Origin of the sequence: Anaerococcus kampingae (genome assembly GCF_046365475.1) — a bacterium.
In the GTDB taxonomy this organism is placed as follows: Bacteria; Bacillota; Clostridia; order Tissierellales; family Peptoniphilaceae; genus Anaerococcus; species Anaerococcus kampingae.
The window spans coordinates 1-24,917 of the sequence record NZ_JBGMEF010000002.1; the positions used below are offsets into that span (position 1 = coordinate 1).

The following is a 24,917-nucleotide window of genomic DNA, read 5'->3' on the forward strand; positions in this document are numbered from 1 at the left end:
AGAAGAGTAACTATGGTATTAAAAAATAAAGGTTTTAATATCAACCATAAAAGAGTTTTAAGAATAATGAGAGAAGAGTCCTTGCTATGTACTAAATTTAAAACCAGATCAAGAAAATACTCATCATACAAGGGACAAATAGGAAAAGTAGCAGACAATGCTGTAAATAGACAATTTAAAGCAAATAAACCAAATCAATTATGGCTAACAGATGTAACAGAATTTAGAATAAAAGGTCAAGAAAAGAAACTTTATCTATCGCCAATATTAGACATATATAACAGTGAAATAATAAGCTATACCTTAAGTTACCACCCAACAATAGAATTAACAAATACAATGCTAAATAAGGCTTTACAGAATACAAAAAATAAAAATAAACTAATGATACACTCAGACCAAGGATTCCATTATCAACACAGTTCTTGGACTAAAAAACTAGAAAAAATGAATATTAAGCAAAGTATGTCAAGAAAGGGGAATTGCTTAGATAATTCTCCTATGGAGAACTTCTTTGGTATACTAAAACAAGAAATGTTTTATGGTGAGGATTTTAAAAGTTATGACAATTTGATAAATGAGATTGGAAAATATATTAAATGGTACAATGAAGATAGGATTAAAACAAAATTAAACGGAATGTCCCCTGTTATGTACAGATTACATTCCGCTTAAAATATTATTAAATTATTCCGTGTTTACGGGTTCAGGTCATGCTTTGGCAAGGAGGGTATTTTTTTCTTATAAAATTGCTTCTCTTAAGTCCTTCATAGCATCTCTTGCTACATCCATTGCAGCTTGCATGGCTTCTTTGTTTGTCATGTCGACTCCTGCTTTTTTGAGGACTTCTAGTGGATATTCGCTTTCGCCTGCTTTTAGGTAGTTTAGGTAGGCTGTCCTATCTTCGTCTGTGCCGTGTAGGATTTTTTGGCTTAGGGCTACTGCGCTCATGAAGCCTGTTGCGTATTGGAATACATAGTAGAACATATAGAAGTGTGGTATTCTTGCCCATTCTGCTGCTATATAGTCATCTACTTCTATGTCTTTGCCGAATAATTCTTCGTTTAGCTCTTTGTAGATTGCGTGTAGTCTTTCTGCTGGGATTGGTTCTCCTGCTTCTACTAGTTTGTTTACCTTGTGTTCAAATTCTGCAAACATTGTTTGTCTAAATACTGTTGATTTGAATTGGTTTACAAAGTAGTTTAGGAGATATTTTGTTTCTTCTTCACTTTGGCTATGTTTTAGCATGTAGTCAAGGAGTAGAAGCTCGTTGGTTGTGGATGCTATTTCTGCTAAAAAGATTGAATATGAACCATATTGGTATGGTTGGGTGGATCTTGTGTAGTAGGAGTGCATGGAGTGGCCCAGCTCGTGAACTACTGTAAATACATCATTTATGGTGTTGGTGTGGTTTAGTAATATAAATGGTTGGGTGTCATAGGATCCTGATGAATAGGCACCAGATCTCTTGCCTTCGTTTGGCATAACATCAAACCATCTTGATTCAAAACCTTCTCTTGCTACCTTTACATATTCTTCACCAAGTGGTGCTATGGCTGCTAGGACTATTTCTTTTGCTTCATCAAATTCGATTTTTCTGTCATAGTCTTCTACTAGTGGCACATAGATATCGTGGAAGCCTAGGTCATCTACACCGAGGTATTCTTTTCTTAAAGTTGTGTAGTCTCTGTGAATGTCACTATTTTCATGAACTACTTCTAGGAGGTTGTCGTAGATTTCTTCTGGAAGATTGTTTTTGAAAAGTGACATTTCTCTTGCTGATGAGAATTTTCTTAATTTTGCTTCTACGTTATGAGCTGTAAATTCACCGTCTAAGGTTGATGCTAGAGTGTTTGAGTATTGTCTGTATGTTTTGTAATATTTCTCATAAACCTCACGTCTAAAGTCCCTGTCTGGGTCTTCTTGGAGGGTTACGAAGTTAGCATCAGATAATCTAATCTCTTCGCCATCCTTTTCTACGCTTGGGAAGGATAGGTCGGCGTTATTAAAGATCATGTAGGTGTTTTGTGGGTTATTCTTTAGTTTGCCGAAGGCTGCTAAGATTGTTTCCCCATTTTCATCTAGGACATGGTCTTTGTTTCTGAAAATATCGTCAAAATAGTGTTTTAGGTATGAAATTTCACTATCTTCTAGGTATTCATCTATAACTTTTTTATCAGTTGATAATAGCTCTGGTTGTACGAAAGAAAGGGCACTTGATGCTCCTACCCATGTATTTTGAGCTACTTGGCTCATCTCTTGGTATTTGGTTACCCTGGTATCCTCATCTGATTTTAGGGATGAAAATACATAGGCCTTTTCCATCTTTCTAGAAAATTCTTCGTCTAGTTTGAGGTAGGCCTTGAAATTTTCTAGGCTTGATGTGATTTTTCCCTTGTAGGATGTAAGCTTTTCTACAAGAGCCTTTATTTCTTCAATATCTTTATAGAAATCTTCATCATTTTCATAAATGGATGAAGTATCCCATTTTAATCTTTCTTCTATTTCGTTTCTTTGCATTAAATATCCTCCTATTTTATATTTAATATTTTACCTTTTTCATCTTCATATTTTACAGTTAATATCTTATTTTTAGGGTCGCTTGGCATATTTCCTACAGAAATCTCATCACCATCTAGGCTCGCCTTTATTTTTTTGTATTTTATATTATAGGCTGTTAGGATTTCTCCCAAATAATCATCTTCTGCCTCTAGCCTATTTTTTATAAGACTTTTAAGGTCATTTGTAGAAGCATCCCTATTTTCCAGCAAATCTCCTAGTCTATAAACCTTGGTTGCAGGGTCTGCTTTTGAGTTTTCGAATTTAAAGGAATCTATCAGCGACATATATTTATTGTATAAAAAATATGCCGAAGATGTAGAATCCTCATTTATCACGACCTGGCTAGCAAGTAGCATAGGGCCGGAGTCAGATTCTATTACATCAAATGACACCTTAGAGAATATTCCGTCAGGGCTTATGACCGGTCCATATTCCTTTTCTACCAATTGATCGTTTTTCTCAAAAGATAAAACAGCAGAAAAAGAGTCTGGTGAATATGATGACTCAAGAACGGATATGCCTAGGTAATTATCCCCTAGGCCAAAATCCTTCAAAAAACCCATAGCATCTTCTATAGCTACTGCATCTCCCATCTTTCCCCTGCCATAAGTTTCTTCAAAATCAAGGCTGGATGACCCTGAATTTGTAGATGGCAGGTATTTTATCTCTGGAAATTCAATCTCTTCAGATTTTTTAGGAGTGTTTTTGGCTTCAAATTCCGCCTTTGACTCAAAACCACAAGATGTCAAAGTCAAAAGAATGCCCAAAATCAATATTTTCTTCATATTACACTCCTAAAAGCGACTTATTACCTATCCTTATTAGGATAAAGGCCAAGGCTAGGGTCGCTAGACCTGCCACAACTTGTCTAGGAATAGATAAGTCCCTTCCAACAACTGGCAAGGCATTGGCAAGGATAAATCCTCCCACAAAACCGCCCAAGTGGCCAAGAACGCCCACTCCAGGCATAAGGAAGGAATAAATCACGTTAATTACAACTATTGACACAAAGCTTGCCCCAAAACTATGGAGGATGGCATCATCCCTATAGACAACCATCATGCCGATAGCTATACCCAAAAGCCCATAAAGGCTAGTAGATGCCCCAGCAGATACCGTATAGACATCCCCAAAGGCATAGGAAACAAGGTTGCCAAAAATCCCGCAGACTAGGTAGATTATAAGAAATCCAACAGATCCATATAGCCTTTCAAATATAGGACCGATATTGTAAAGGAAATACATATTAAACATAATATGAAAAAATCCTATGTGGATAAAAGAAGCCGTAAAAAGCCTCCACCAATCCCCTTCTCCTACGAGAATCTTGGAATTTGCACCAAATCTTATCAAATTTTCAATACTTTCACTACCACCACTAAGACTCATCAGAACAAAGACAATCACATTAATAATCATCAAAGCCGATGTGACCTTAGCTTGGCTAAGTCTTTCTAAATTAATATTCATAAGATAATTATACCTCTTATCCTCTCAATTAAAGTAAGGACTCAACCCTTTTGGCAAGAAAGCCTATTTCCTTATACATATCCTGCCTATCAAAAGTATCCCTAAGCTCATAGGAAATAATCTTATCAAAATCTCCCTTATCCTCAACCCTCTTATTAGTAGAGTCTTCAAGGAAGATAATTTCAAGGTCTTTATTGTATCTTTTGGCAAGTTTGGCCACGTTTTGAGATGAATAGGCCCCAAATTGCTCGACATTCTCACCTAAAATAAGGACATCCTTATCCCTTATTAGCTTTTCAAAATCAAGGGTCTTCATCATAAAGTCCATAGACTTAGTAATCTTGGCCTTAAAGAAGAGATAAAGGGCCCAAGCCACTCCACCACCAGAACCAAGACCTGGCATATCGACAGAGCCTGTACCAAGTTCATCTTCGATAATCCTCTTAAAATTCTTAGACCCCTTAAAAAGCCTAGCCGTATCAAGGTCGCTAGCGCCCTTTCTGTAGACCCTATCCTCAAGGAAAGAATTCTTACCAAAAAGAGTCTTAAAGGTAGAGGTCGCTATGACAATCTTAACATCTTTAAGCCTCCTATCAAGGCCAGAAATATCAGCCCTAGCCACTCTTTCCATATTTTCTGCAATAGGGTTAAGGTCATTGTCATCCAAATCGTAAAATCTCGCCCCCAAGGCATAGAGCATACCCATACCCAAATCGTTAGTAGCGGTATCTCCGATACCTATATAAAAGGACTTGGCCCCATTATCAAGGCCATCAAGAATCATCTCCCCAAAACCAAGAGAAGAAGAATCCATAACCCTAAGGTCTTCCTTATAAAGAAGCCTAATTCCAGAAGATTCAGCCATCTCCATAACAGCCAAATCATCCTTAAGTATGTATCTGGCGGTGATCACATCATTTAGGGGATTATGTACATTGACATATTTATATTTCCCCTTAATCACAGCCTGCATAGCTTCAACAGTCCCATCACCCCCATCCAAAAAGGGCATGACAGTCACATCTTCATTCATACTATTTTTAAAAACATTTCCGATTTCAACGGAATTTTCAAAAGTTTTTATAGAATCAATTCCAATTAATATTTTCATCTTATCTCCCATCCTTATAATATATACCCTAGAAAATTAAATTTTATTAAAGAAAAAGGACTTATTCAAAAATAAGTGCAAAAAGCTTTACAAATAAGCTATTTGCTGCTATACTAAATAAGAAGGTTAAGAAACTTTCGCTGTTTAACTCATGAAATCTACATAATGATTTCAACCATCAGGGCCATTAGTATTTAGCTAATGGCTCTATTTAATGGTAGCAAAAATATTGTAAGCAATATTTTTGCGGTCTTCACAATATTTTCGAGTGCAAAGCACGAAGAAAAGATTGATGAAGAACCTTATGCAGCGAATAAAAATTGATGCGACGAATAGGAGCATTGATTTTTATGAGTCGCATTGTCAGGCATACAGCTTATTTCATATCTTTTAATTATTAGCTATTATATTCATGATAATCCAAATAATCACCTGTAAACGATGTATCAACGAAACCCTATATAAAGAACAATGGTCCTCATGAGCCGGACTGGCTTGTTCTCTGTCATGTCGAAGAAGCTTTGCGACTAAGATATTTCATACCCCTTTAAAATTAGTTAATTTTTGCTATATTCTCTTTATTTGGTAAAGTTAAATAGTAAGTTATTAATTTCAGGAGGAGAATTTGTTAAAAAATAAGAAAACAGCTATTATATTTTCTATCTTTGCCATGTTCCTTTGGGGATCGGCTATTCCTACTATTAAGACTACCTATATAGAGCTTGCTGTGGCAAGTACTGATACTGGTCTTAAGATTCTTATAGCGGGAATTAGGTTTTTTATGGCAGGGATTATTACCCTTATATATTTTAAGATTTTTAATAAAGATGAAGTAGACAAGAGTCAGATTAACTGGAAATTCATTATAATTTTGGGTCTTATCCAGACCTTTATCCAATATATGTGCTACTATATAGGCCTATCAAATACCGCGGGTGTTAAGTCATCTATTATCCAGTCAGCAAATTCCTTTATAGTGGTTATCATCTCATTTTTCCTACTTCCAGGTGATAAGATTGACAAGAGAATTATCATTGCCCTTATCATGGGTACTGCCGGTATTATTGTCACAAATATGGGCAAGGAAGCAGGTGATAGTCCCTTAAGACTAACTGGTGAGGGTTTGATACTTGTATCTACCACCATCAATGCCCTATGTACAGTCCTTGTTAGAAAATATGGCCAGGGCCAAAACGCCTATATTATGACAGGGGTTCAATTTTTGATTGGGTCTACCATCCTTATAATCACAGGATCCATACTTAAGGAAGGAAGTCTGGTCTTTACAGCCAAGGCTGCCATCTTACTTTTATATGCTGCCTTTATTTCAGCTACCGCCTTTAGCATTTGGACAATAGTCCTTATGAACCACTCAGCAGGAGAATTTGGAATTTACAAGCTCTTTGTCCCACTTTTTGGATCTGTCCTATCAGTTATAATCTTAGGAGAGACTTTTACTACAAATCTTGCTATCGGTATGATTTTAGTTTTATCAGGGTCTTTAATTTTAAATACCAAGAAGAAAAGAGCATAATTTTAGCTTTCGCCTTAGGCGAAGGCTTTTTTTATGTTTATTTTTATAAAAACTCTTTCCCTTGACTTTTTAAATTAGAATGATTATAATTATTATTATAGAATATAAATAAAAAGGAGAAAATTATGGCTTTAATCGGAAAAACATTACCAAAATTTGAACTTGACGCATACAATCCAGCTAAGGAAGAATTTATAAGGGTGACAGATGAAGACCTAAAGGGTTCTTGGACTGTTCTTATCTTCTATCCAGCTGATTTTACATTTGTATGTCCTACAGAGCTTGAAGATATGCAAGAATCATACGCAGAGCTTAAAGAGCTTGGTGCTGAGGTTTACTCAGTATCTGTTGATACACACTTTGTTCACAAGGCTTGGCATGATAATAGTGATGCTATTAGCAAGATTGAATACACAATGATTGGTGATTCTAACAAGGAATTAACAAGAGCTTTAGACCTACTTGATGATTCAGGCAAGGCTCACAGAGCTACCCTTGTTCTTGACCCAGAAAATGTTATCCAAACTGTTGAAATCAACGCTGATGGAATAGGTAGAAAGGCTAATGTAAATATTAACAAGGTTAAGGCTGGAAAATATATAGCAGCTCACCCAGGCGAAGCTTGCCCAGCTAAATGGGAATCAGAAGAAAGTGCAACCCTTACACCAGGACTTGACCTAGTAGGTAAAATCTAATAATGTTAGATAATAATCTAAAGACCCAGTTAGCCCAATACCTTGACCTCCTCAAAGGGGAGGTCACTATTGGGCTTTCTGTTGATAATAGCGAAAATTCCAAAAAAGTTAAGGAATTTATAGACGATGTAGCAAGCCTTTCATCAAAGATAAAGGTTGAGGAAAAAGACCTCACCTACAATCCATCCTTTGACCTTAAGGGTGAATTTGACCACGGTAATATAGTCTTTGCAGGCCTTCCACTAGGCCACGAATTTGCTTCCTTTGCCCTTGCCCTTTTACAAGTTGGAGGAATAGAGCCAAAGGTTGATGAAAGCATAAAGGCTAGGATTAAGGCCCTAGACGGATGCAATTTTGAAACAATTGTATCTCTTTCTTGCCACAATTGTCCAGATGTTGTCCAAGGCCTAAATATCATGGCCATCCTAAATCCTTCTATAAATCACACCATGATTGAAGGATCTATGTTCCAAGACCTAGCAGAAGGTCGTGATGTCCTTGCAGTTCCTGCCATCTTTAAGGATGGGGACTTCTTTGAGGGCGGCAAACAATCAATCGAGACAATCCTTGATAAGCTAGGCTCAAAGATAGACGCTGACCACTTTTCTGATAAGGGACTTTTTGATGTCCTAATAGTAGGTGGCGGTCCAGCAGCAGCAACTGCAGCTATCTATGCAGCCAGAAAAGGAATCAAGACAGGAATAATTGCCAGCGAATTTGGTGGCCAAGTCAATGAAACTCTTTCTATAGAAAATATCCCAGGCTTTAAATATACAGAAGGCCCTGAATTTATGAATCAAATGAAAGAGCAAGTTAAGGCTTTAGATGTTGAGATAATGACAGGCGCTCTTGCAGAAAATATTGAAAAGAAAGATTCTAATATAGAAATCAGCCTAGATAATGGTGCTAAGCTTGAATCAAAAACTGCAATAATTGCCACAGGAGCTAGGTGGAGACTAATCGGCATTCCTGGAGAGACTGAATTTAGAAACAAGGGTGTAGCCTATTGTACCCACTGCGACGGCCCACTTTTTAAGGGCAAGAATGTAGCAGTAATTGGCGGAGGTAACTCAGGAATTGAGGCTGCAATCGACCTAGCAGGCATGGTTAACCATGTAACAGTCCTTGAGTTCTTGCCAGAATTAAAGGCTGATGACGTCCTACAAAAGAAGGTCAAATCCCTTTCAAATGTAGAAATCATAACCAATGCCCAAACCACAGGCCTCTACGGTTCTAACAGGCTAGAAAGCCTAGAATATACTGACAGGATTTCTGGCAAAGACCACAAACTTGATATAGCTGGCTGCTTTATCCAAGTAGGCCTTGTACCAAATACAGAATGGCTAGAAAAAACTGAAGTAAGCCTAAGCCAAAGAGGAGAAATCATCACATCTGCAGATGGGTCTACAAATGTAGAAGGCATCTATGCAGCAGGAGATGTTACAGAAGAACTCTTCAAACAAATAGTAATAGCAGCAGGATCTGGCGCAACAGCAGCCCTTGGTGCTTTCAACTACCTAATGAGAAAATAAATTTAGAGATAGAAAAGACAGGTTCATTAAGAATTCTGTCTTTTTTGATTCTTACTATTTTATCATGAAGACTAGCTAAGTTTTACTAATTCTCATCACCTTTGCTAAATAAATAAAATCCGCTCGCCACAAATAGTATGGAATATATTAATTTTTCAAGAAAATTGTGAGTTTTTGATAATTGTAAAGAAAGAATAGCAAAGATGGAAAAGAAGTACAATTTATCTTTTATAATTTTTAATTTATCTTTTTTCATATATTTGCCTCCAAAATAATTATAAGACCTAACTTACTAAATTTATCTTAATAAGTTAATATCAAATAAAATTCTCTACTTTGTTTTGCATAGTAGTAGCCTTGTGTTTATCTGTGATTTTCTCAAAAAATAATTTCCACCTGCAACTAGAATAATCAAATACATTAATTTCAACAAAAATATATCACCACTTTTAATAAATCTAGATAAGATAGTAAAATATAAAAATAATAATTTTTCTAACCATCAAATCTAGCTTTATCTTTTTCATGATATCACTTCCTCCTAAATAAATTATTATCCTAGCTTGCCTATAAATTTATTCAGTGATATTCTAATAATTATTTAGTATTTAATTATCAATAAGAAGATTTTCATACTTATTATTATATAAACTATTACTATATTTAAATATATTTTCTAAACTTAAGAAAGTTTAAGATCTGACATGATTTTTATTCTAACTTAGGCTATATAGCTTATTTACAAGATTCTAAAGGTCTTTTTGCATTAATATTCTTTGTTAAAATATTAATTTTAACTAATAATGCAAATCACTCTTGACTTTTCGGGTGATAAGTGTTATTATTATCAATGTCAGTTAATCGATTAATAATTAATAAAAATTTATGAGGTGAAACTATGAAATACAAAAATAAATACACTATTGCAGCCCTACTTTCATTAGGACTTGTTCTTTCTGCTTGCCAAAAAGATGCAGCTGATACAAAAACCAAAGAAGATACTAAGGCTGAAACAAAGGTTGAAGAAACAGCTAAAGAAGAAAAACCAGCTGAAGAAGCTAAAGAAGCTGAAAAGCCTGCTGAAGAAGTAAGCATGGCTGATTGGGAAGGCCAATGGAACGGCATGGGCGGATATCTAGAAAAACCTGAAATCCAAGAAGCTTACAAGACTTTAGCAGAAAAAGAAAATACTGATGAAGCATCAGCTAAGGAAGCTTATCTTAAGAAGAGAAAATGTGACTTTGGCGGTCTTGAAATTTCTGGCGACCATGTTAAATTCCTAAAAGAATTCCCTGAAGCTAAGGGCGAGGTAATAGGTGAAGCAGATTACAAATACAAAGAAAAAGTAGAAGTAGAGCACGGTGGACACAAACTTGAATGGGATATATTTGAAGCTACAAGCGAAGATGCTCCTTACAAGGTTCTTATGATGATGCCTATCCACGGTGAAGAAACTCTAACCCACTTCCATATGAGATATGGTGATGACAAGGATAGCCTACTTAAGGAAGAAGGCTGGTACCCAACATTTGTAAAACCTACTTCAACAGACCAACAAATTATAGATGAAATTACTGAATAGGATACTATCCCTCGATCTTAGTAGAATTAAGAAGAATTTTTCAATAGTATTTTCGCTCCTTGTCTTAATACTTGTCAGCGGATGTTCTAAGGATGTTAAAAAAACAGGTGATTCCCCTTTAGTTTACACTTCCTTTTATCCGGTAAATGACCTTACGAAGATGATTGGTGGAGATACTATCAATGTTAAAAGCTTTATGCCTTTGGATAAGGATCCCCATATTTGGGAACCTAGTCCAAAGGATATGAAAAAACTAGCCTCATGTGATTTATTAGTTGTAAATGGGGCAAATATGGAGCCTTGGCTTGATACTGTTAGGGAAAATCTTCCAAATCTTGATATCCTTAAGCTTTCAGATTCTGTGGACCTTATTACCTATAAGGGTGCTGCAGCAATCGGTGATTTTCAATACTTATCAAGAATTGAAGTAGAAGCTGGCAAAAATAAAATCGACTTCGGTCATACTCATGAAGATGTGATGAGAGTTGCTTTTATTAAAGATGAGGGCCTTAATCAAAAAGACTTAGTCAAGAAGGCTAAGGAAATTATGAGCCAAAAAGGTGAACTTGTCCCACAAAAATCTACCAATGATGTAGAGGAAGGCAAGGTTTATGGAATTGAAATGGGTCATGAATCTGGCGAAGTATTTTTCAACTTCCCGGAAAGCGGCAAGTGGATTTTCATTTCAGATAGGATTAGTGAAGATTTGCTGCCTTATAATCTAATGGATAGCAAGGGTAATATCCTAAAAGATGAAGGCAAGGAAGAATCCCTTATGGAAGGGTCTTCATCAGGTTTTGATAAGATTACCTATGATCCCCACTCTTGGCTATCTATTGTAAATGCTAAAAAATACCTAAACGCCATTCAAGAGAAGCTAATAGAAAAATATCCAGAAAATGAAAGACTCTATAAGAAAAACAAATTAAAATACGTAGATCAGTTGACAGATATAGATGCAGAATATAAAGAGAAGTTCTCTAAGCTTGATAAGGCAAGGAAAAATTTCCTAACCCTCCACTATGCTTACGCCTATATAGCTAGAGACTTTGACTTAACCCAGTACCCTCTCCAAGGTCTAACTAGTATTGAAAGCCCAAGTCTTAAGACAATAAAAAAGGCAATTGATTTTTCTGATTATCACCACATCTCAACAGTCTTTTATGAATATGGACAAAATCCTAAACAGGCAAAAGCCCTTGCAGAAGAAATTGACGGTAAGGTTTCTCCCCTTGCCTCAATGGAGTTTTTAAGCAAGGAGCAAAAAGACAAAGACCAAAATTACATTGATTTGATGCGTATGAACCTAGAAAATCTCTACAATTCTATGGTCGAGGAGGAAAAATGAAAGCGATAGAAATAAAAAATCTTACCTTTGCCTATAATAAAATTCCCGTCATAAGATCTTGTGATTTTAGTCTAGAAATGGGAGATTTAGCACTTATACTTGGTGGCAATGGTAGCGGTAAGTCAACTTTAATAAAATTGATGTTGGGAGAATTAAAGAAAGATACTGGAAGTATTAAAATTTTGGGGAAAAATATCGAAGATTATAAGTCATACAAAGATATAGGTTATGTTCCCCAAATAAATATAGTCAACAAAATATCCTTTCCTATAACTTGTTTAGAGCTTGTATCTTTAAACCTCTATGAGGATTTTGGCTTTATTAAAATCCCTAAAAAATCCCATTACCAAAAGGCTAGAGATATCCTTATTAAGATGGGTATGGAAGATTATATAAAAACACCAGTTAATGAATTATCTGGTGGTCTTGCCCAAAGAGCTATGATTGCCAAAGCTATGATTAATAATCCACAAATCTTAATTCTAGACGAACCTACAGCCGGGGTTGATAAGGAAAGTAAGGCGAATTTTTTTGAAACTATAGACATACTTTCAGAAAAATTTTCAATTACTATAGTTATGGTTACTCATGAATTAAAGGAAATGGAAAGTCTTAAGTTGAATATGAAAAAATATGAAATGTCAGAAGGGAGGCTAGTAGAATGTTAGAATTTGCCTTTATGAGAAAAGCTTTATTTTTGGGCTTCCTCCTTTCAATTATGATTCCTATTATAGGAATTGTCATGGTCAATAGGAAGACTTCTATGATAGGCGATGCCCTATCACATACCGCCCTTGCTGGAGTTGGTATGGGTTTAATTCTTGGTTTTGATCCACTCCTAGGATCTGCTATTATTTGTGTGTTGGCAGCCTTCCTAATTGAATTAATTAGAAAGAAATTCCCCCAATATGGAGATATGGCAACAGCTGTAATAATGTCAACAGGCCTTGGTATAGCGGCAATTCTTTCAGATTTTGCACCAGGCGGAAATTCCTTTGAATCCTATCTTTTTGGTTCGATTTCATCGGTTACAAGTGCTGATATTATAAATACTTCTCTAGTATTTATCTTCGTTATAATTCTTTCTGTTAGCAGATATTCAGCCCTTTTGGCTATAGCTATAGATCCAAATACTGCAAGGCTTTCTGGAGTTAAGGTTCAAGCCCTTGATGCTGTCTTTACCCTACTTGCAGCTATAACAATCGCCTTATCTGTTAAGATAATTGGAGCTTTGATGGTTACAAGCCTGATAGTGCTCCCTGTGGCTACAGCCCTTATAGTTGCTAAGTCCTACAAGCAGACATTTTTCATAACTACTATACTTGGTGTAATTTACATGATGGTGGGAATAATCATGTCTTACCATTTTGATATCAAGCCAGGTGGCGCTATAGTAGTAAATGCAATTTTGGGAATGGCGATATTTGCTCTATATAAGAAAATTTCAAAAAAATAGGTAAATAACTTGAACCCTCCTTTTATTTCAAGACTTAACTTATTTTTATAAGATAAATTGTTTACCCCTTTATATAGAAACTGGCTAGGCTCTAATCAAAATGATTAAGGGCTTAGCCAGTTTTTCTAATTATTTTCTCCAAGAATTTCCTTATATGACCTTATAAGTTCATCTTCTGTTATATCTTTGGCCCTCACATCTAGGGCGATTTGTCCCTTATTTAGCATAATTATCCTATCGGAATATCTTACTACATCTCTTAGATTGTGGGAGATTAATAGGGTTGTGATTTTTTCTGTGTCGATTAGGCTCCTGGTCTTATCCATGACATTTCTACTTGTCTTTGGGTCAAGGGCTGCTGTGTGTTCATCCAAAAGGAGGAGTTTAGGCCTGATATTTGTAGCCATAAGGAGGGCTAGGGATTGCCTTTGGCCTCCTGATAAGAGTCCAGTCTTAGTGCGAAGCTTATCTTCAAGGCCTAGGTTTAGAGATTTTAGCCTTGCTATAATTTCTTTTTCATCAGCGTTTTTATTTAGGGATTTGAGGGTGAATTTGCCTAATTTTTTGAGGGATAGGGCCATATTTTCGTAAATATCTAGGTTTGTCGCCACCCCATCTTTGGGATCTTGGCTTACCTTACCGATGTAGGCTGCTCTTTTTTCCTCGCTAAGGCCTGTTACATCTTCCCCGTCTATTAGAATTGACCCCCTATCTACAGCAAGGGCCCCAGAGATTATCCTCATGAGGGTAGACTTGCCACAGCCATTTGGGCCTATTATTGTTGTGGCTATCCCTTCTTCTACCTTAAGGGAGAAGTCTTTGAATATGGTATTTTCTTCTTCTGTACCTGGGTTAAAGGTCTTTGAAATATTTCTAATTTCCAACATTTTTTACCAACTTTCTATGCTTAGCCCCTGCTAGGTAGTTATTATAAGCTATGAAGGCTATGACAATTAGGGCTGTGATTAGCTTTAGGTCGTTTGGGTTTAGGCCTAGGTAGATTGCAATTCCTGATATTATCCTATAAATTATGGCACCTATGATTGCCTTGGTGGTGTCCCTAAGTTTTGATGAATTCTTGCCAAGTGTATCGCCGATTATTATTGAAGCGATTCCTGTTACAATCATGGCTGTGCCCATGCCTATGTCTGCAAAGCCTTGGTAATTTGCCATAAGTCCTCCAGAAAGTCCTATGAGGGCGTTGGATAAGATTAGGCCGAGGGCGATATAGGTATCTGGGTCCTTGCCTAGGGATTTTACTAGCTTTCTATTATTGCCTGTGACCTTTAAGAGATAGCCCTGCTCGCTTCTTAGGAAGTAGTCTAGGCTAAGTTTTATTATGATTACAAGGCCTAGAAGAACTGTCCATTTAGGAAGATTTCCAAAAATGGATGGATATTGGGCAATTGGAATGTTGCTTGCCCCGCCTATCCTCAAATTTAGGGAATAGAGGATGGTTAGGGTAAGGATACCTGTTAGGAGGGGTTGGACTTTGACTTTTTTGTATAAGATATAGGTCAAAAATCCTGCCAAGCCCCCGCCTATGCTTGATAAGACTAAGCCGAGATAGGGATTTAAGCCTTTTGCAATTATTACCGCTGTTAGGAAGGCTCCCATTGGGTAGGATCCTTCAAGGGATAGGTCGTAATATTCTAATATTTTGTATGATAGCATGTAGCCCATGGCCAAGATTCCAAAGATTAATCCAATCTCTGTTGATGTGGCCAAGGACCCTAATAGTCCTGTCATTTTTTCTCTCTTTCTTATTTTTCAATATATTCTGCATCCTTTAGGACTTCTTTATTTAAGTCAAGTCCAAGGATCTCTGCTGTCTTTTTATTTACCAAAGTTTTTAGGCTTTCAGCATCTTGGTAAGGGATATCTTTTATAGCTTTTCCATCCTTTAAGATAGATACAGCCATTTCACCGACTTTCTTGCCACAATCCTTGTAGTTAACTCCTTCTGAAATTAGGGCTCCATTTTCTACTGATCCCTCATCGCAGGCAATAGATGGGATTTTGTCCTTGTTTAAATTTTCAGATAGGACTGGCATAGCATTTACAACTACATTATCTGTAACTGTAAACATGGCATCGATCTTAGATTTTAGAGATGAGATGGCTTGTGGCATGTCATTTATAGTTGAAACTCCTTGTTTTTCAAGTTTTAGACCTCTTTCTCCTAGGGCCTTTTCTAAGGCTTCTATTTGAACTACAGAGTTTTGCTCGTTTGTATTATAGATTGTACCAAAGGTCTTCGTATCTGGATATAATTTTAAGAAATCAACTATGAGCTTACCTGGCTCTACATAATCGCTGACACCTGTGATATTTGCCCCAAACTTGGTATTTTCATCTACAAGACCAGCTCCTACCGGGTCTGTAACAGCTGAAAATAGGATTGGTAGGTCAGTAATGGCATTGGCAACTCCCTGGGCTGCTGGTGTGCCTATGGTGTAGATTAAGTCTGCCTTTTTGTTTTTTAAATCTGACGCAAATTGAGGAATGAGGGCCAAATCACCATTTGCCCTGTGGTCTACAAGTTCATAAGCAAGACCTGACTCATCTAGCTTTTCTATAAAGCCTTCTCTTGCAGCATCTAGGGATGGATGGTCAGCTATTTGGACTATTCCAATTGTAAGCTTTTCTCCGCTTTTTGCATCTGTTTTTCCTTCTTCATTTGACTTTGCTCCACAAGAAGCAAGTAAGATTGCTCCAAGGGCTAGGCTTGTGATTTTTTTGAGTATATTTTTCATTTTCTTCTCCTAAAATTTATTTGATAGATTAAGGTTTTGCCAATAAAAAAACCCGTCCATATAGGACGAGTGTAAATTCGTGGTACCACCTAAGTTTATAATCTAAAAGATTACCTTAACAGAAGTCTATCAACTTCTTGCTTCTGATAACGGTAGCTTCCGTAATAGCTTACTTATTTCGGCTATTCTGCATACAGAGGGAATAAGTAGATAATCCTTATAAGACTTTCACCAAGCGTCTCTTCTCTAAAATAATTCATATAAACTGTCTTTCTGTAATCACATTTATTTGTTAGTTAGATAATACAACAGGATATAATTTTTGTCAAATTTTTATTTGTAATTTTTGATAATTATTAGTAAAAAGTCTTGAAAAGAGCTATTTTATAGTGATTGTATGAATATAAATAGCTTTCATAAAAAAACTTGCCCTGATGGGCAAGCTTTAAATTCTATAATCTTTCATATTTTGACCACCTATCATGACTGTGGATAGGTTGTGGATTAGAGATGATGTTGTGTTTGTTAGATATCCTAGGACTCCTAGGGCTATTAGGCTTGAGTTTATGCCTACGATTTTTTTGTAATCATCTTTTATCCTTTGGTCCATGGCTTTGGCTAGTTTTATAGCATCTATTAGGCCGTAGAGGCTATCTGTGCCTATGGATATGTCTGAGATTTCCTTGGCGATATCTGCTCCTTGGTGCATGGCTATGCCTACATCTGCTGCAGATAGGGCTACTGAGTCATTTATTCCATCGCCTATCATTATTACTGTCCTGCCTTCTGCCTTTTTCTTTTTGACATAGGCTTGCTTATCTTCTGGCAAGACTTGTGATTGGTAGTGGTCTAAGCCTAGCTTTTCTGCTACTGATCTTGCTGCGTTTTCTGCATCGCCTGTTAGCATAGCTATCTCATTAAAGCCTAGTTTTCTGAGCTCTTTTATTACATCTTTTGCATCTTCTCTTATTGGATCTTCTATGCATAAAACTGCAATTAACCTGCCTGAGAAGGCTAGATAAAGAAGTGAATAGTGTTCCTTAAGGTCATCTATCATAGCTCTAGTTTGGTCAGATATTTCTATTCCCTCATCTTCTAGAACAAAGTGCTCTGACCCTATTAGGGCTGGCTTGTCGACTATATATGACCTTATACCGTGGGCTACTATATATTCTGGTTTTGAGTGCATCTCTTCGTGGTGAAGATCCTTATCCTTGGCTGCCTTTACTACAGCATTAGCTATGGAGTGTGGGAAGTGCTCTTCAAGACAAGCAGCAATCCTTAGACACTCATCTTCGCTTATATCTGTTAGGGCAATGACCTTTGCAAGCTTTGGCTCAGACTTGGTTAGGGTTCCTGTCTTATCAAAGACTATGGTATCAGCCTTTGAAAGATTTTCTAAAAACCTACCGCCCTTTACAATTACATCCATGTCAGATGATTGGCTAATTGCCTTCATGACAGCTATTGGAATAGTTAGTTTTAGGGCACAAGAAAAGTCTACCATTAAAAATGACTTGGCCTTGGTGAAATTCCTAGTAAGTAGGTAGGTTAAACCTGCTCCTATGAAGGAGTATTTAACTAGGGAATCTGCCATATTTTCGGCCTTTTTTTGTGATAAGGACTTGTTTCTCTCACTTTCTGAAATCAGATTTATGATGTGGCTTAGTCTTGAATCGTCATATTTTTTGGAAACTTTTATAAGAATATTTCCCTCTTCAAGGGCTGTACCTGCAAAGACTACCGATCCCTTGTTTTTCTTAACCGCTTCACTTTCTCCTGTAAATGATGCTTCATTTACCATGGCAAGACCTTCTACAACCTCCCCATCAACTGGTATGGTTGATCCCATCTCAACCTCTACTAAATCTCCAATTTCTACATCTTTTAGAGCTTTTAATATCTTTTGGCCATTCTCTTGAACAAATACCTTGTCTATATTAAGGGCCAAGGAATGAGCTAGGTCATCTTGAGATTTCTTTAGGGTGTATTCTTCTAGCCTTTCGCCAAGGTCTAGCAAGAACATGATGTTGGCAGCATCTCCATATTCTCCTGTTGCAAGAGATACAGAAATGGCTGTAGCATCCAAGAGGTCTACATTTAGCTTCCTCTTCCATAGAGCCTTGATTCCATCTCTAATAAATGGGTAGGCCCTAACAAAGATTAGGTAAGAGCCTAATGGAGCTGGAATGCAATACCTAAAAAAGGCCCTCCTATAAAGGGCATCTCTTACTATCCTAAATACATCTTCCTCTTCTTGAGGGTAGAAGTCAGGATCATCAATTTCTAGCTCTTTTACCTCATTTATATCAAGATTTAAAATAAATTTAGCAAGCCTAGCTAGGCTTCCCTTTTCAAAATATACTGTAAATGAATTGGCCAGAGGATTAATCTTACAAAGATTAACCCCCTTCACACCCTCAATTAGATATTTTAAGTTATTGGCTAGATCAAAGCTTAGGTCTTCTTCATAGACAAACCTAGCCCTAGTATCTAGCCTATGGGCTAAACTTGCCCTCATTACTTATCTTCTTCCTCTTTAAGTTCTGCCTTAATTTCTTCTTTTATTTGTTCTTTAAGGTCATCTTCTGCAACCTTTTCTATATCTAGGTCAGCTTCTTTTTGAGCTTTTTCTAAATCTTCTTTTAGGTTTGCTTCCTTAGCTTCTGCAACTATGTCATCAGCTGAAACCCTAACTTGTTCGATTGTCTTATCTAGTGATTCCTTTACTCTTAATCCGCCAGCAACAGCTCCTACAGCTGCTTTTTTTGCTAATTGTGAAGTAAGAACCTTTCCTCCAAGAGCTCCAACTAAAACTCCTGCACCTATTCTTAATACTTTTTTATTAATCATAACTCCTCCTATATTGTATAAATATTATACTTATATTATATTCTATCTATTATCACAAGTCAATAAAAAACCGTTGTTTTTCCCTTGTTTTAAATGATTATCAAATTCATTTAATTAATTCAATCTTTTTCAACTCGATTCATATGAATAATATTTCATAAGATGGCCGTAGACTATTCATATCTTAAAGTTGAATATAAAATAGCCTTAACAGCCCCAATCCTGTTTTCAGTTTGGTCAAAAACCATAGACTTTTCAGACCTAAAGACCTCATCAGCTACCTCCATCCCATCTAGGTCCATATCGCTAGGTAGCTTTTCTATTACCTTTTGAGCAAGGGTCGATTTCTTATCGTGGAAGGCTGGCAAACAGTGCATGAAAATCGAATCTTCCTTAGTCATATCCATAATCTCTTGGGTAACCCTAAATGGATAAAGCTTTTTAATCCTTTCTACAGGCACATCATCCTTTTCATTTAGGCCAATCCACATGTCAGTATAGATTATATCGGCATCTTTAACAGCTTCCTTGACATTGTCAGTATAGATTACATCTGAGTGGTGGTTTTTAGAAAACATATTTGAAAGGCTTACTACATCCTTATCGGCAGCATATTCAAGTGGCCCACAGCCCACAAAATTTATACCAAGCTTAGCACAAGTTATGGCAAGGGATGATGGCATATTATCTCCTGTATAGCCCAAATAAACAAGTTTAAGGCCTTCAAGTCTGCCAAATTTTTCCCTGATTGTAAGCATATCAGCTATCATCTGACTTGGGTGGAACTTGTCTGTGAGAGCATTGTAGATAGGTATATCTGTCAAATCTATCATGTATTCCAAAAGCTTTTGGTCAGGCCCCCTATAAACTATCCCGTCATAGTACCTATCATAGACTGAGATGGCATCTTCTAATGATTCATTAGTCCCTAGGGTATTGTATCTTAGGTCTACTAAGGACACACCCAGGCCTAAGTCAAAACCTGCCACCTCAAAGGAAGTCCTAGTCCTATTAGAGCTTTGCTCAAAAAGCAGGATAATATTTTGTCCCTCCAAGTATTTGTGTGGCTTTCTCTTAGCCTTTAGATCCTTAAACCTCGCTGCCTCATCTATTAAATATAGGATTTCTTTTTCGCTAAAATCCTTTAAGGCTATTACATTTCTATTTCTTAAGTCGACTTTCATCTTCTCTCCTTTTGTAAGTCTAAAATACCCTCTTAAATTTAAAATAAAGAGGGCCTTGTAACTAATTATTATTTACCATCAATAACCGTATCTGAAAATACGATTAAAAGCTCCAAATCATCGGCTTTAATCTCCAAAATCCCATAGTCTACCAAATACATCTCTGGATTATCCTTGTATCTCTTATCAGGGGTCCCATCCTTATTTACATGTAGAAAGGATTTTGAAATTAAGGTCGCATCTGGGATTTTCTTTTCTTCTAGGAAAGTCTCAGCCCTTAGGTCAATTTTCAAATTCCCATAAGAAAGGGCCCTGTAATCCCCATCTTGATATAAAAGCAGACAGTCTGGCAAAAAGCTCATAGTAAAATTCTTAGCTGCTAGGCTTTTAACCTTGACATTTGTATCAAGCGGGCCTTCTATGTCATTTTTTATGGCCAAAGACTCTCTAGATCTGATTATATTATCGTCATTATCCCTTTCCATTTCCCTTACAAGCCAAACAGCGTCAGATTCTAAGATTCCCTCCAAAAGCTTGTTTGTTAGGTCGTATTCATCTTTTGCATCATTTTCAAAATCATATTCGATTTGTATTTGACCAAGGCTCTTCTTGTAAAAATACATGATAGCCCCAATTATAGCTACAATTACCAAATATGGTTGGATAAAAGTCAATATGATTCCAGCTATAAAGACCAAAAGTCCCGGTATCCTCAAAGGATAAGCCTTTCCTGTCTTGCTTAGGACATCTTCTAGGCAGTCTGATTTTATATTTTTAAAGTCTAGGCCATAAGACTTGTTTGAAAAATCTTCCCTAGGATTTCCTGTATTTGGGCTAGGCTTCTTTTCTCCCTTAAAGATAGAATCTAGAGGATTTGAAAATTCCTTTTGGTAGGAAAGGCCTGTACCCGGTATATAAGCTGATCCCCTAATCTTGCCCCCTGCGGTGCGAGTTATTCTAAAGCCCTTGCCGCCCCAAGAAAATCCCGGACCGGTCTTACTCATATTTATCCTAAAACCCTTGCCAAGGTTTATGCTTTTTCTAAATCTAAATCCCATAATCCCTCCTCCTTACTAGTATTATATCACAAAAGCAAATTTCTTCCTTATCGATGATTGATTTTAATATATTTAATTTGACATTTAAGTTTTTCAAGTATAATGAAGATAGAAGTTAATATACTTAAAGCTTAGATTAAGTTTTAAAAAGAAATGGAGATTTTATGAATAAAATTAGAAAAACCCTACCAGCTTACCTAAAGGCTCTTTTTAATAAAAATACACCAACATCTTCCAAAATTCTGGCTCTTTTAGCCATAGCCTATATAGTACTCCCAGCAGATGTTTTGCCAGATGTACTTCCCTTCTTAGGTTGGCTTGACGATGGGCTTATAACAATCTTATTAATATATTTTTCAAACAAAATGATACCAGATCTGGTAAAACATGAAGCAATGCAAAAACAAATAGAAAATTAAAGACAAGCTCTTTTCTATCGAAACATATAAAAACCCCTCTATCCGTATTGCGGATTTTGGGGTTTTTGTTATTTTATAAGATTCTCCTTTAGTAGACCTCTTTAAAATAATAAATCTCATCTTCTATCTTTTTAAGCCTTAACTGATTATCAGAACATTTTTCCTTATAAAAATATTCGCCATCTGCCTTAGGTTCAAGTTTGTTCAGTCCCAATAAAGTCAGATCGTCATCTTTTATATAGTAGAATCCATAATAAATAGCTGCAGATGCAAAGCCCTTGGACTTATAGACAAATTTAGCAAGCTTTGGAAACTTATCAAACTTTCTTAGTTCAAAACTTTTGCATTTGAATTTTTGATCTAAGCTATGGTCAGCATCATTTATGAAGGATACTATCTCAGCCTTGTCATTCTTTACAGATTGCCTTATTTCTCTTTCAATCTTTAAGTCTTGGTATATAAAATAAGCTCTCGCCGTGAAAAACATTATAAATATTAGTCCTATTGCCATGAATATTTTTCTATGTTTCATAGGTAACTCCTATATATTTTAATATTTTTACAAGTAGATAATGAAATATATAATTATATTTTATTCAACAGTTACAGATTTGGCTAGATTTCTTGGCTTATCTACATTTAGGCCCTTGGCTAGGGATGTGTAGTAGGCAAGTATTTGGCAAGGAACTACTGAAAGGATTGGGGCTAGAATGTCTATGGTCTCATCAAAGATAAAGCTTGCCTCTCCTATATCACTTATTCTCTTATCCTTTAGATTTGTTATGGTAAAGACTTCTGCCTTTCTAGCCCTTACCTCTTCTAGATTTGAAAGAGCCTTATCCAAAAGGTCTTTTTGACTTAGGATGCCTATGACAGGAGTACCATCTTCTATTAGGGCAATTGTACCATGTTTTAGCTCTCCTGAAGCAAAGGCCTCGCTGTGAATATAGGATATCTCCTTTACCTTTAGGCTTGCTTCTATGGCTGTTTGGTAGTCAAGTCCTCTTGCTAGGTAGAAAAGATGTTCCTTATCCTTAAGCTCATTTGCAAAATATTTTAGCTCTTCTTTCCTATCGATTATATTTTTTATCTTTTGAGGAAGGGCAAATATTTCTTCAATAATCTCCTTATCATCAAATTTTTCTAAGACTTCATTAAATTCTAGGCCTAGGATGTAGAGATTTAAAAGTTGGCTGGTGTAGGCCTTGGTTGATGCTACCGCTATCTCAGGGCCTGCCTCGGTGTAGATTGTTCTTTCTGCTTCCCTATCGATTGATGATTCTCTTACATTTGTGATTGCAAGAGTCATAGCTCCTAGGCTTTTTGCAAGGTCTAGGGCCTTTAGGGTATCAGCTGTTTCTCCAGATTGGGATAGGAAAATTACCAAGGTATTTTCATCTACAAGTGGATCAGAGTACCTAAATTCTGAAGCCAAGTCGCAAGTAACTGGTATCCTTAAATATTTTTCAAAAAGAGCCTTGCCAACTAGGCCAGCATTGTAGGCTGTACCACAGGCAACTATATAGATTCTGTTAAAGGAGTTTATTTCTTCTTCGCTAAAGACCTTACTCTTTACTTTTAGGCCTTCCTTATCTAGGTGGGCTTCTGCCAACCTTCCTATGACATCAGCTTGCTCCTCAATTTCCTTAAGCATGAAGTGATCGTAGTCTTCTTTTGATGCATCATTTGCCCCAAAAGAAGTAGTTTTTACTTCCCTTGCTACTTCCTTTAAGTCCTTGTCATAAATTTTGTAAGAATCGCCCTTGATGTCTATTATATCTTCATTTTCTAGATAGATTAACTTGTTGGTATATTTGATAAAAGATGGGCTGTCAGAAGCTAGGATAAAGCCATCATCCATAAGGCCAAGGACCATAGGAGAATCCTTCCTGATGCCTACAAGCCTATCTGGCTCATCTTCTGAGATTGCCCCGATAGCAAAAGACCCTTCAATCATTGATTTAACTTTAATTAAGGCCTTTAGAAGGTCCCCATCATAAAATTTGCCAAGTAAAATGGCAACAAGTTCTGTATCTGTTTGGGACTTAAAAGTATAGCCTTCCTTGGCTAGTTCATCCTTAAGATCCTTATAATTTTCTATAATACCATTGTGAACTATAGCAATCTTGCCATCAGCAGATGTGTGTGGGTGGGCATTTTCCCTGCTAGCCTCACCGTGGGTAGCCCATCTAATATGGCCAATACCGATGTGAGAAGATAAATCTTTGCCTGCTATTTCTTCCTTAAGACTTGCAATAGGACCCTTTTCCTTGTGGATTTCAAGCTTAGAATCCTTAATAATAGCTATACCACTTGAGTCATAACCCCTGTATTCTAGCTTTTCTAGACCATCAAGAATGATATCCTTAGCATCAAGACTTCCTTTGTAACATACTATTCCGCACATAGTGCCTCCTTATTAATTTTTATAGATATTAATGAGGCCACTGTGTCTTCTCTGTGACAGAAATTGCTCTCTGCTTTTGTCTAACACTAGGGCTGTGAACCCAGGAAGCTCCCGCCGAATTTTCGATAACTTCCTCCCTCGTCATCCCAAAGGGATCTGGCGCTTTTTTATTTTTACCTCATTATCAGATATTATATTCTTTTTTTCTTTATTATCCAAGATAAAATTATTTTAGGGGCATCCCCTAAAAATCCCTTTTTTTATTATCCAAGATAATATTATTATAAGTTTTAATCCTTCGTAATATCATCTCATAATAAATGATTATTATAAACATATCCCTTCGTTCAAGGGGGAATCCCTAGGGAACGTTTCGCACGTTCCCTCATCGGATTCCCCCTTACACCCCTTTTCCGTTACACCCTCCGAGCGACCCCTCGTGGGGAAAATGGATGTTTGCTACGCAAACTTTTGGTACATGACTGCTATTCATTCTGGTACAAAATCTATTATTTCAAATCTCGTCAGCTAAAAATTTAGATTCGCTTCGCTCAACAAAATTTTTGGACGCTTCCTCGATTTAAAATAATTAACGATTTTATTTATGTAAGTCTTAAAGTCTTTATCCTTAGACCTACCTATTGCAATGTTTGCCAAAGGCAAACGAGCCTTGGAATTACTCAGAGGTTAACATTCTCTCAGAATACAGAATAATTCACCCAAGGTCGGAAGATTTTGTAAATGGAGATGCCGTTAAGAAAATCTCCTGATGCACGAGTTAAAATTAAATTTCAGTAAGTGCTGAGATGTANNTTTAGGCATCGGAATGTCAAAATCAGTTGGAATAAGTATAGCTAATACAAAGGATTCTGTATACAAAGAGTGGCTTGCCAACGGCAAGCTTCTAATCATGCTCCCCGCCTTAGGGGCCGCCTGGGGGTGTAACGGGG

At 36.6% G+C, this 24,917-nt stretch carries 23 protein-coding genes; 9 read left to right on the plus strand and 14 right to left on the minus strand.

Features of this window, described 5'->3' with window-relative positions:
- Window positions 1-675, plus strand: a 675-nt coding sequence (locus ACCQ42_RS00390; RefSeq protein WP_410035039.1) for an IS3 family transposase, incomplete at its 5' end; no start/stop codon positions are given.
- A 66-nt stretch (window positions 676-741) separates the two neighbouring features.
- Here the strand turns inward: ACCQ42_RS00390 and pepF are convergent.
- From pepF to ACCQ42_RS00410, 4 genes are read right to left on the minus strand one after another with little or no spacing between them, the layout of a single operon-like run.
- Window positions 742-2,520, minus strand: coding sequence for an oligoendopeptidase F (gene pepF, locus ACCQ42_RS00395; RefSeq protein ID WP_265238304.1), 1,779 nt, complete (start codon window positions 2,518-2,520; stop codon window positions 742-744).
- Between the two features lie 11 nt (window positions 2,521-2,531).
- A complete protein-coding gene (locus ACCQ42_RS00400; RefSeq protein ID WP_265238301.1) occupies window positions 2,532-3,347 on the minus strand; it encodes a hypothetical protein in 816 nt (271 codons plus the stop codon).
- A gap of 1 nt (window position 3,348) precedes the next feature.
- On the minus strand, window positions 3,349-4,032 hold the full coding sequence (locus tag ACCQ42_RS00405) for a rhomboid family intramembrane serine protease (RefSeq protein ID WP_265238299.1): 684 nt from the start codon (window positions 4,030-4,032) through the stop codon (window positions 3,349-3,351).
- Between the two features lie 28 nt (window positions 4,033-4,060).
- A complete protein-coding gene (locus tag ACCQ42_RS00410) occupies window positions 4,061-5,143 on the minus strand; it encodes a glycerate kinase (protein WP_410035040.1) in 1,083 nt (360 codons plus the stop codon).
- Window positions 5,144-5,768: 625 nt separating this feature from the next.
- Between ACCQ42_RS00410 and ACCQ42_RS00415 the strand changes: the two genes are divergently transcribed.
- The 3 genes from ACCQ42_RS00415 (at window position 5,769) to ahpF (ending at window position 8,904) form a co-directional block, all read left to right on the plus strand.
- Window positions 5,769-6,677 (plus strand): DMT family transporter, encoded by a 909-nt coding sequence (locus ACCQ42_RS00415; RefSeq protein WP_106461204.1) that lies wholly within the window; start codon window positions 5,769-5,771, stop codon window positions 6,675-6,677.
- Between the two features lie 125 nt (window positions 6,678-6,802).
- Complete coding sequence (ahpC, locus tag ACCQ42_RS00420; protein WP_410035041.1) at window positions 6,803-7,372, plus strand: alkyl hydroperoxide reductase subunit C; 570 nt, start codon at window positions 6,803-6,805, stop codon at window positions 7,370-7,372.
- 2 nt (window positions 7,373-7,374) lie between these two features.
- Window positions 7,375-8,904 carry an alkyl hydroperoxide reductase subunit F gene (ahpF, locus tag ACCQ42_RS00425; RefSeq protein WP_265238293.1) on the plus strand — a complete coding sequence of 510 codons (1,530 nt, stop codon included), beginning with the start codon at window positions 7,375-7,377 and terminating at the stop codon, window positions 8,902-8,904.
- Window positions 8,905-8,989: 85 nt separating this feature from the next.
- Here ahpF and ACCQ42_RS00430 read toward each other — a convergent pair whose 3' ends face one another.
- Window positions 8,990-9,160 carry a hypothetical protein gene (locus tag ACCQ42_RS00430; protein ID WP_410035042.1) on the minus strand — a complete coding sequence of 57 codons (171 nt, stop codon included), beginning with the start codon at window positions 9,158-9,160 and terminating at the stop codon, window positions 8,990-8,992.
- Between the two features lie 642 nt (window positions 9,161-9,802).
- On the opposite strand from ACCQ42_RS00430, the gene ACCQ42_RS00435 reads away from it, so the two are divergent.
- The 4 genes from ACCQ42_RS00435 to ACCQ42_RS00450 are packed head-to-tail and all read left to right on the plus strand — an operon-like array spanning window position 9,803 to window position 13,290.
- Entirely contained in the window at window positions 9,803-10,486 is a 684-nt protein-coding gene (locus ACCQ42_RS00435) for a metal-binding protein ZinT (protein ID WP_265238289.1), read from the plus strand.
- Window positions 10,470-11,834: a metal ABC transporter substrate-binding protein gene (locus ACCQ42_RS00440; protein ID WP_410035043.1), complete on the plus strand. Its 1,365-nt coding sequence runs from the start codon at window positions 10,470-10,472 to the stop codon at window positions 11,832-11,834. Before ACCQ42_RS00435 ends, ACCQ42_RS00440 begins: the two co-directional genes overlap by 17 nt.
- Window positions 11,831-12,502 (plus strand): metal ABC transporter ATP-binding protein, encoded by a 672-nt coding sequence (locus ACCQ42_RS00445; RefSeq protein WP_311532042.1) that lies wholly within the window; start codon window positions 11,831-11,833, stop codon window positions 12,500-12,502. The genes ACCQ42_RS00440 and ACCQ42_RS00445 overlap by 4 nt, the downstream gene beginning before the upstream one ends.
- Window positions 12,496-13,290 carry a metal ABC transporter permease gene (locus ACCQ42_RS00450; RefSeq protein WP_265238284.1) on the plus strand — a complete coding sequence of 265 codons (795 nt, stop codon included), beginning with the start codon at window positions 12,496-12,498 and terminating at the stop codon, window positions 13,288-13,290. The genes ACCQ42_RS00445 and ACCQ42_RS00450 overlap by 7 nt, the downstream gene beginning before the upstream one ends.
- Window positions 13,291-13,415: 125 nt before the next feature.
- On the opposite strand, the gene ACCQ42_RS00455 is transcribed toward ACCQ42_RS00450, so the two are convergent.
- The 7 genes from ACCQ42_RS00455 to ACCQ42_RS00485 all read right to left on the minus strand — a co-directional run bounded on the left by ACCQ42_RS00455 (window position 13,416) and on the right by ACCQ42_RS00485 (window position 21,141).
- Window positions 13,416-14,177, minus strand: a complete 762-nt coding sequence (locus ACCQ42_RS00455; RefSeq protein WP_265238282.1) for an ABC transporter ATP-binding protein — start codon at window positions 14,175-14,177, stop codon at window positions 13,416-13,418.
- Window positions 14,164-15,039: an ABC transporter permease gene (locus ACCQ42_RS00460; protein WP_410035044.1), complete on the minus strand. Its 876-nt coding sequence runs from the start codon at window positions 15,037-15,039 to the stop codon at window positions 14,164-14,166. The genes ACCQ42_RS00455 and ACCQ42_RS00460 overlap by 14 nt, the downstream gene beginning before the upstream one ends.
- A 14-nt stretch (window positions 15,040-15,053) precedes the next feature.
- A complete protein-coding gene (locus ACCQ42_RS00465) occupies window positions 15,054-16,046 on the minus strand; it encodes an ABC transporter substrate-binding protein (RefSeq protein ID WP_410035045.1) in 993 nt (330 codons plus the stop codon).
- A 445-nt stretch (window positions 16,047-16,491) separates the two neighbouring features.
- On the minus strand, window positions 16,492-18,567 hold the full coding sequence (locus tag ACCQ42_RS00470) for a heavy metal translocating P-type ATPase (RefSeq protein ID WP_410035046.1): 2,076 nt from the start codon (window positions 18,565-18,567) through the stop codon (window positions 16,492-16,494).
- Window positions 18,567-18,899: a DUF6110 family protein gene (locus tag ACCQ42_RS00475; protein ID WP_265214856.1), complete on the minus strand. Its 333-nt coding sequence runs from the start codon at window positions 18,897-18,899 to the stop codon at window positions 18,567-18,569. The genes ACCQ42_RS00470 and ACCQ42_RS00475 overlap by 1 nt, the downstream gene beginning before the upstream one ends.
- A 173-nt stretch (window positions 18,900-19,072) precedes the next feature.
- Entirely contained in the window at window positions 19,073-20,083 is a 1,011-nt protein-coding gene (gene argF, locus ACCQ42_RS00480) for an ornithine carbamoyltransferase (protein WP_410035047.1), read from the minus strand.
- Between the two features lie 68 nt (window positions 20,084-20,151).
- A complete protein-coding gene (locus tag ACCQ42_RS00485; RefSeq protein ID WP_410035048.1) occupies window positions 20,152-21,141 on the minus strand; it encodes a DUF4236 domain-containing protein in 990 nt (329 codons plus the stop codon).
- Between the two features lie 164 nt (window positions 21,142-21,305).
- On the opposite strand from ACCQ42_RS00485, the gene ACCQ42_RS00490 reads away from it, so the two are divergent.
- Entirely contained in the window at window positions 21,306-21,560 is a 255-nt protein-coding gene (locus ACCQ42_RS00490; RefSeq protein WP_410035049.1) for a YkvA family protein, read from the plus strand.
- An 88-nt stretch (window positions 21,561-21,648) separates the two neighbouring features.
- Here ACCQ42_RS00490 and ACCQ42_RS00495 read toward each other — a convergent pair whose 3' ends face one another.
- Both ACCQ42_RS00495 and glmS read right to left on the minus strand, forming a co-directional pair.
- Window positions 21,649-22,092, minus strand: a complete 444-nt coding sequence (locus ACCQ42_RS00495; RefSeq protein ID WP_410035050.1) for a hypothetical protein — start codon at window positions 22,090-22,092, stop codon at window positions 21,649-21,651.
- Between the two features lie 60 nt (window positions 22,093-22,152).
- Window positions 22,153-23,967, minus strand: coding sequence for a glutamine--fructose-6-phosphate transaminase (isomerizing) (gene glmS, locus ACCQ42_RS00500; RefSeq protein ID WP_410035051.1), 1,815 nt, complete (start codon window positions 23,965-23,967; stop codon window positions 22,153-22,155).
- Window positions 23,968-24,917 lie beyond the last annotated feature (950 nt).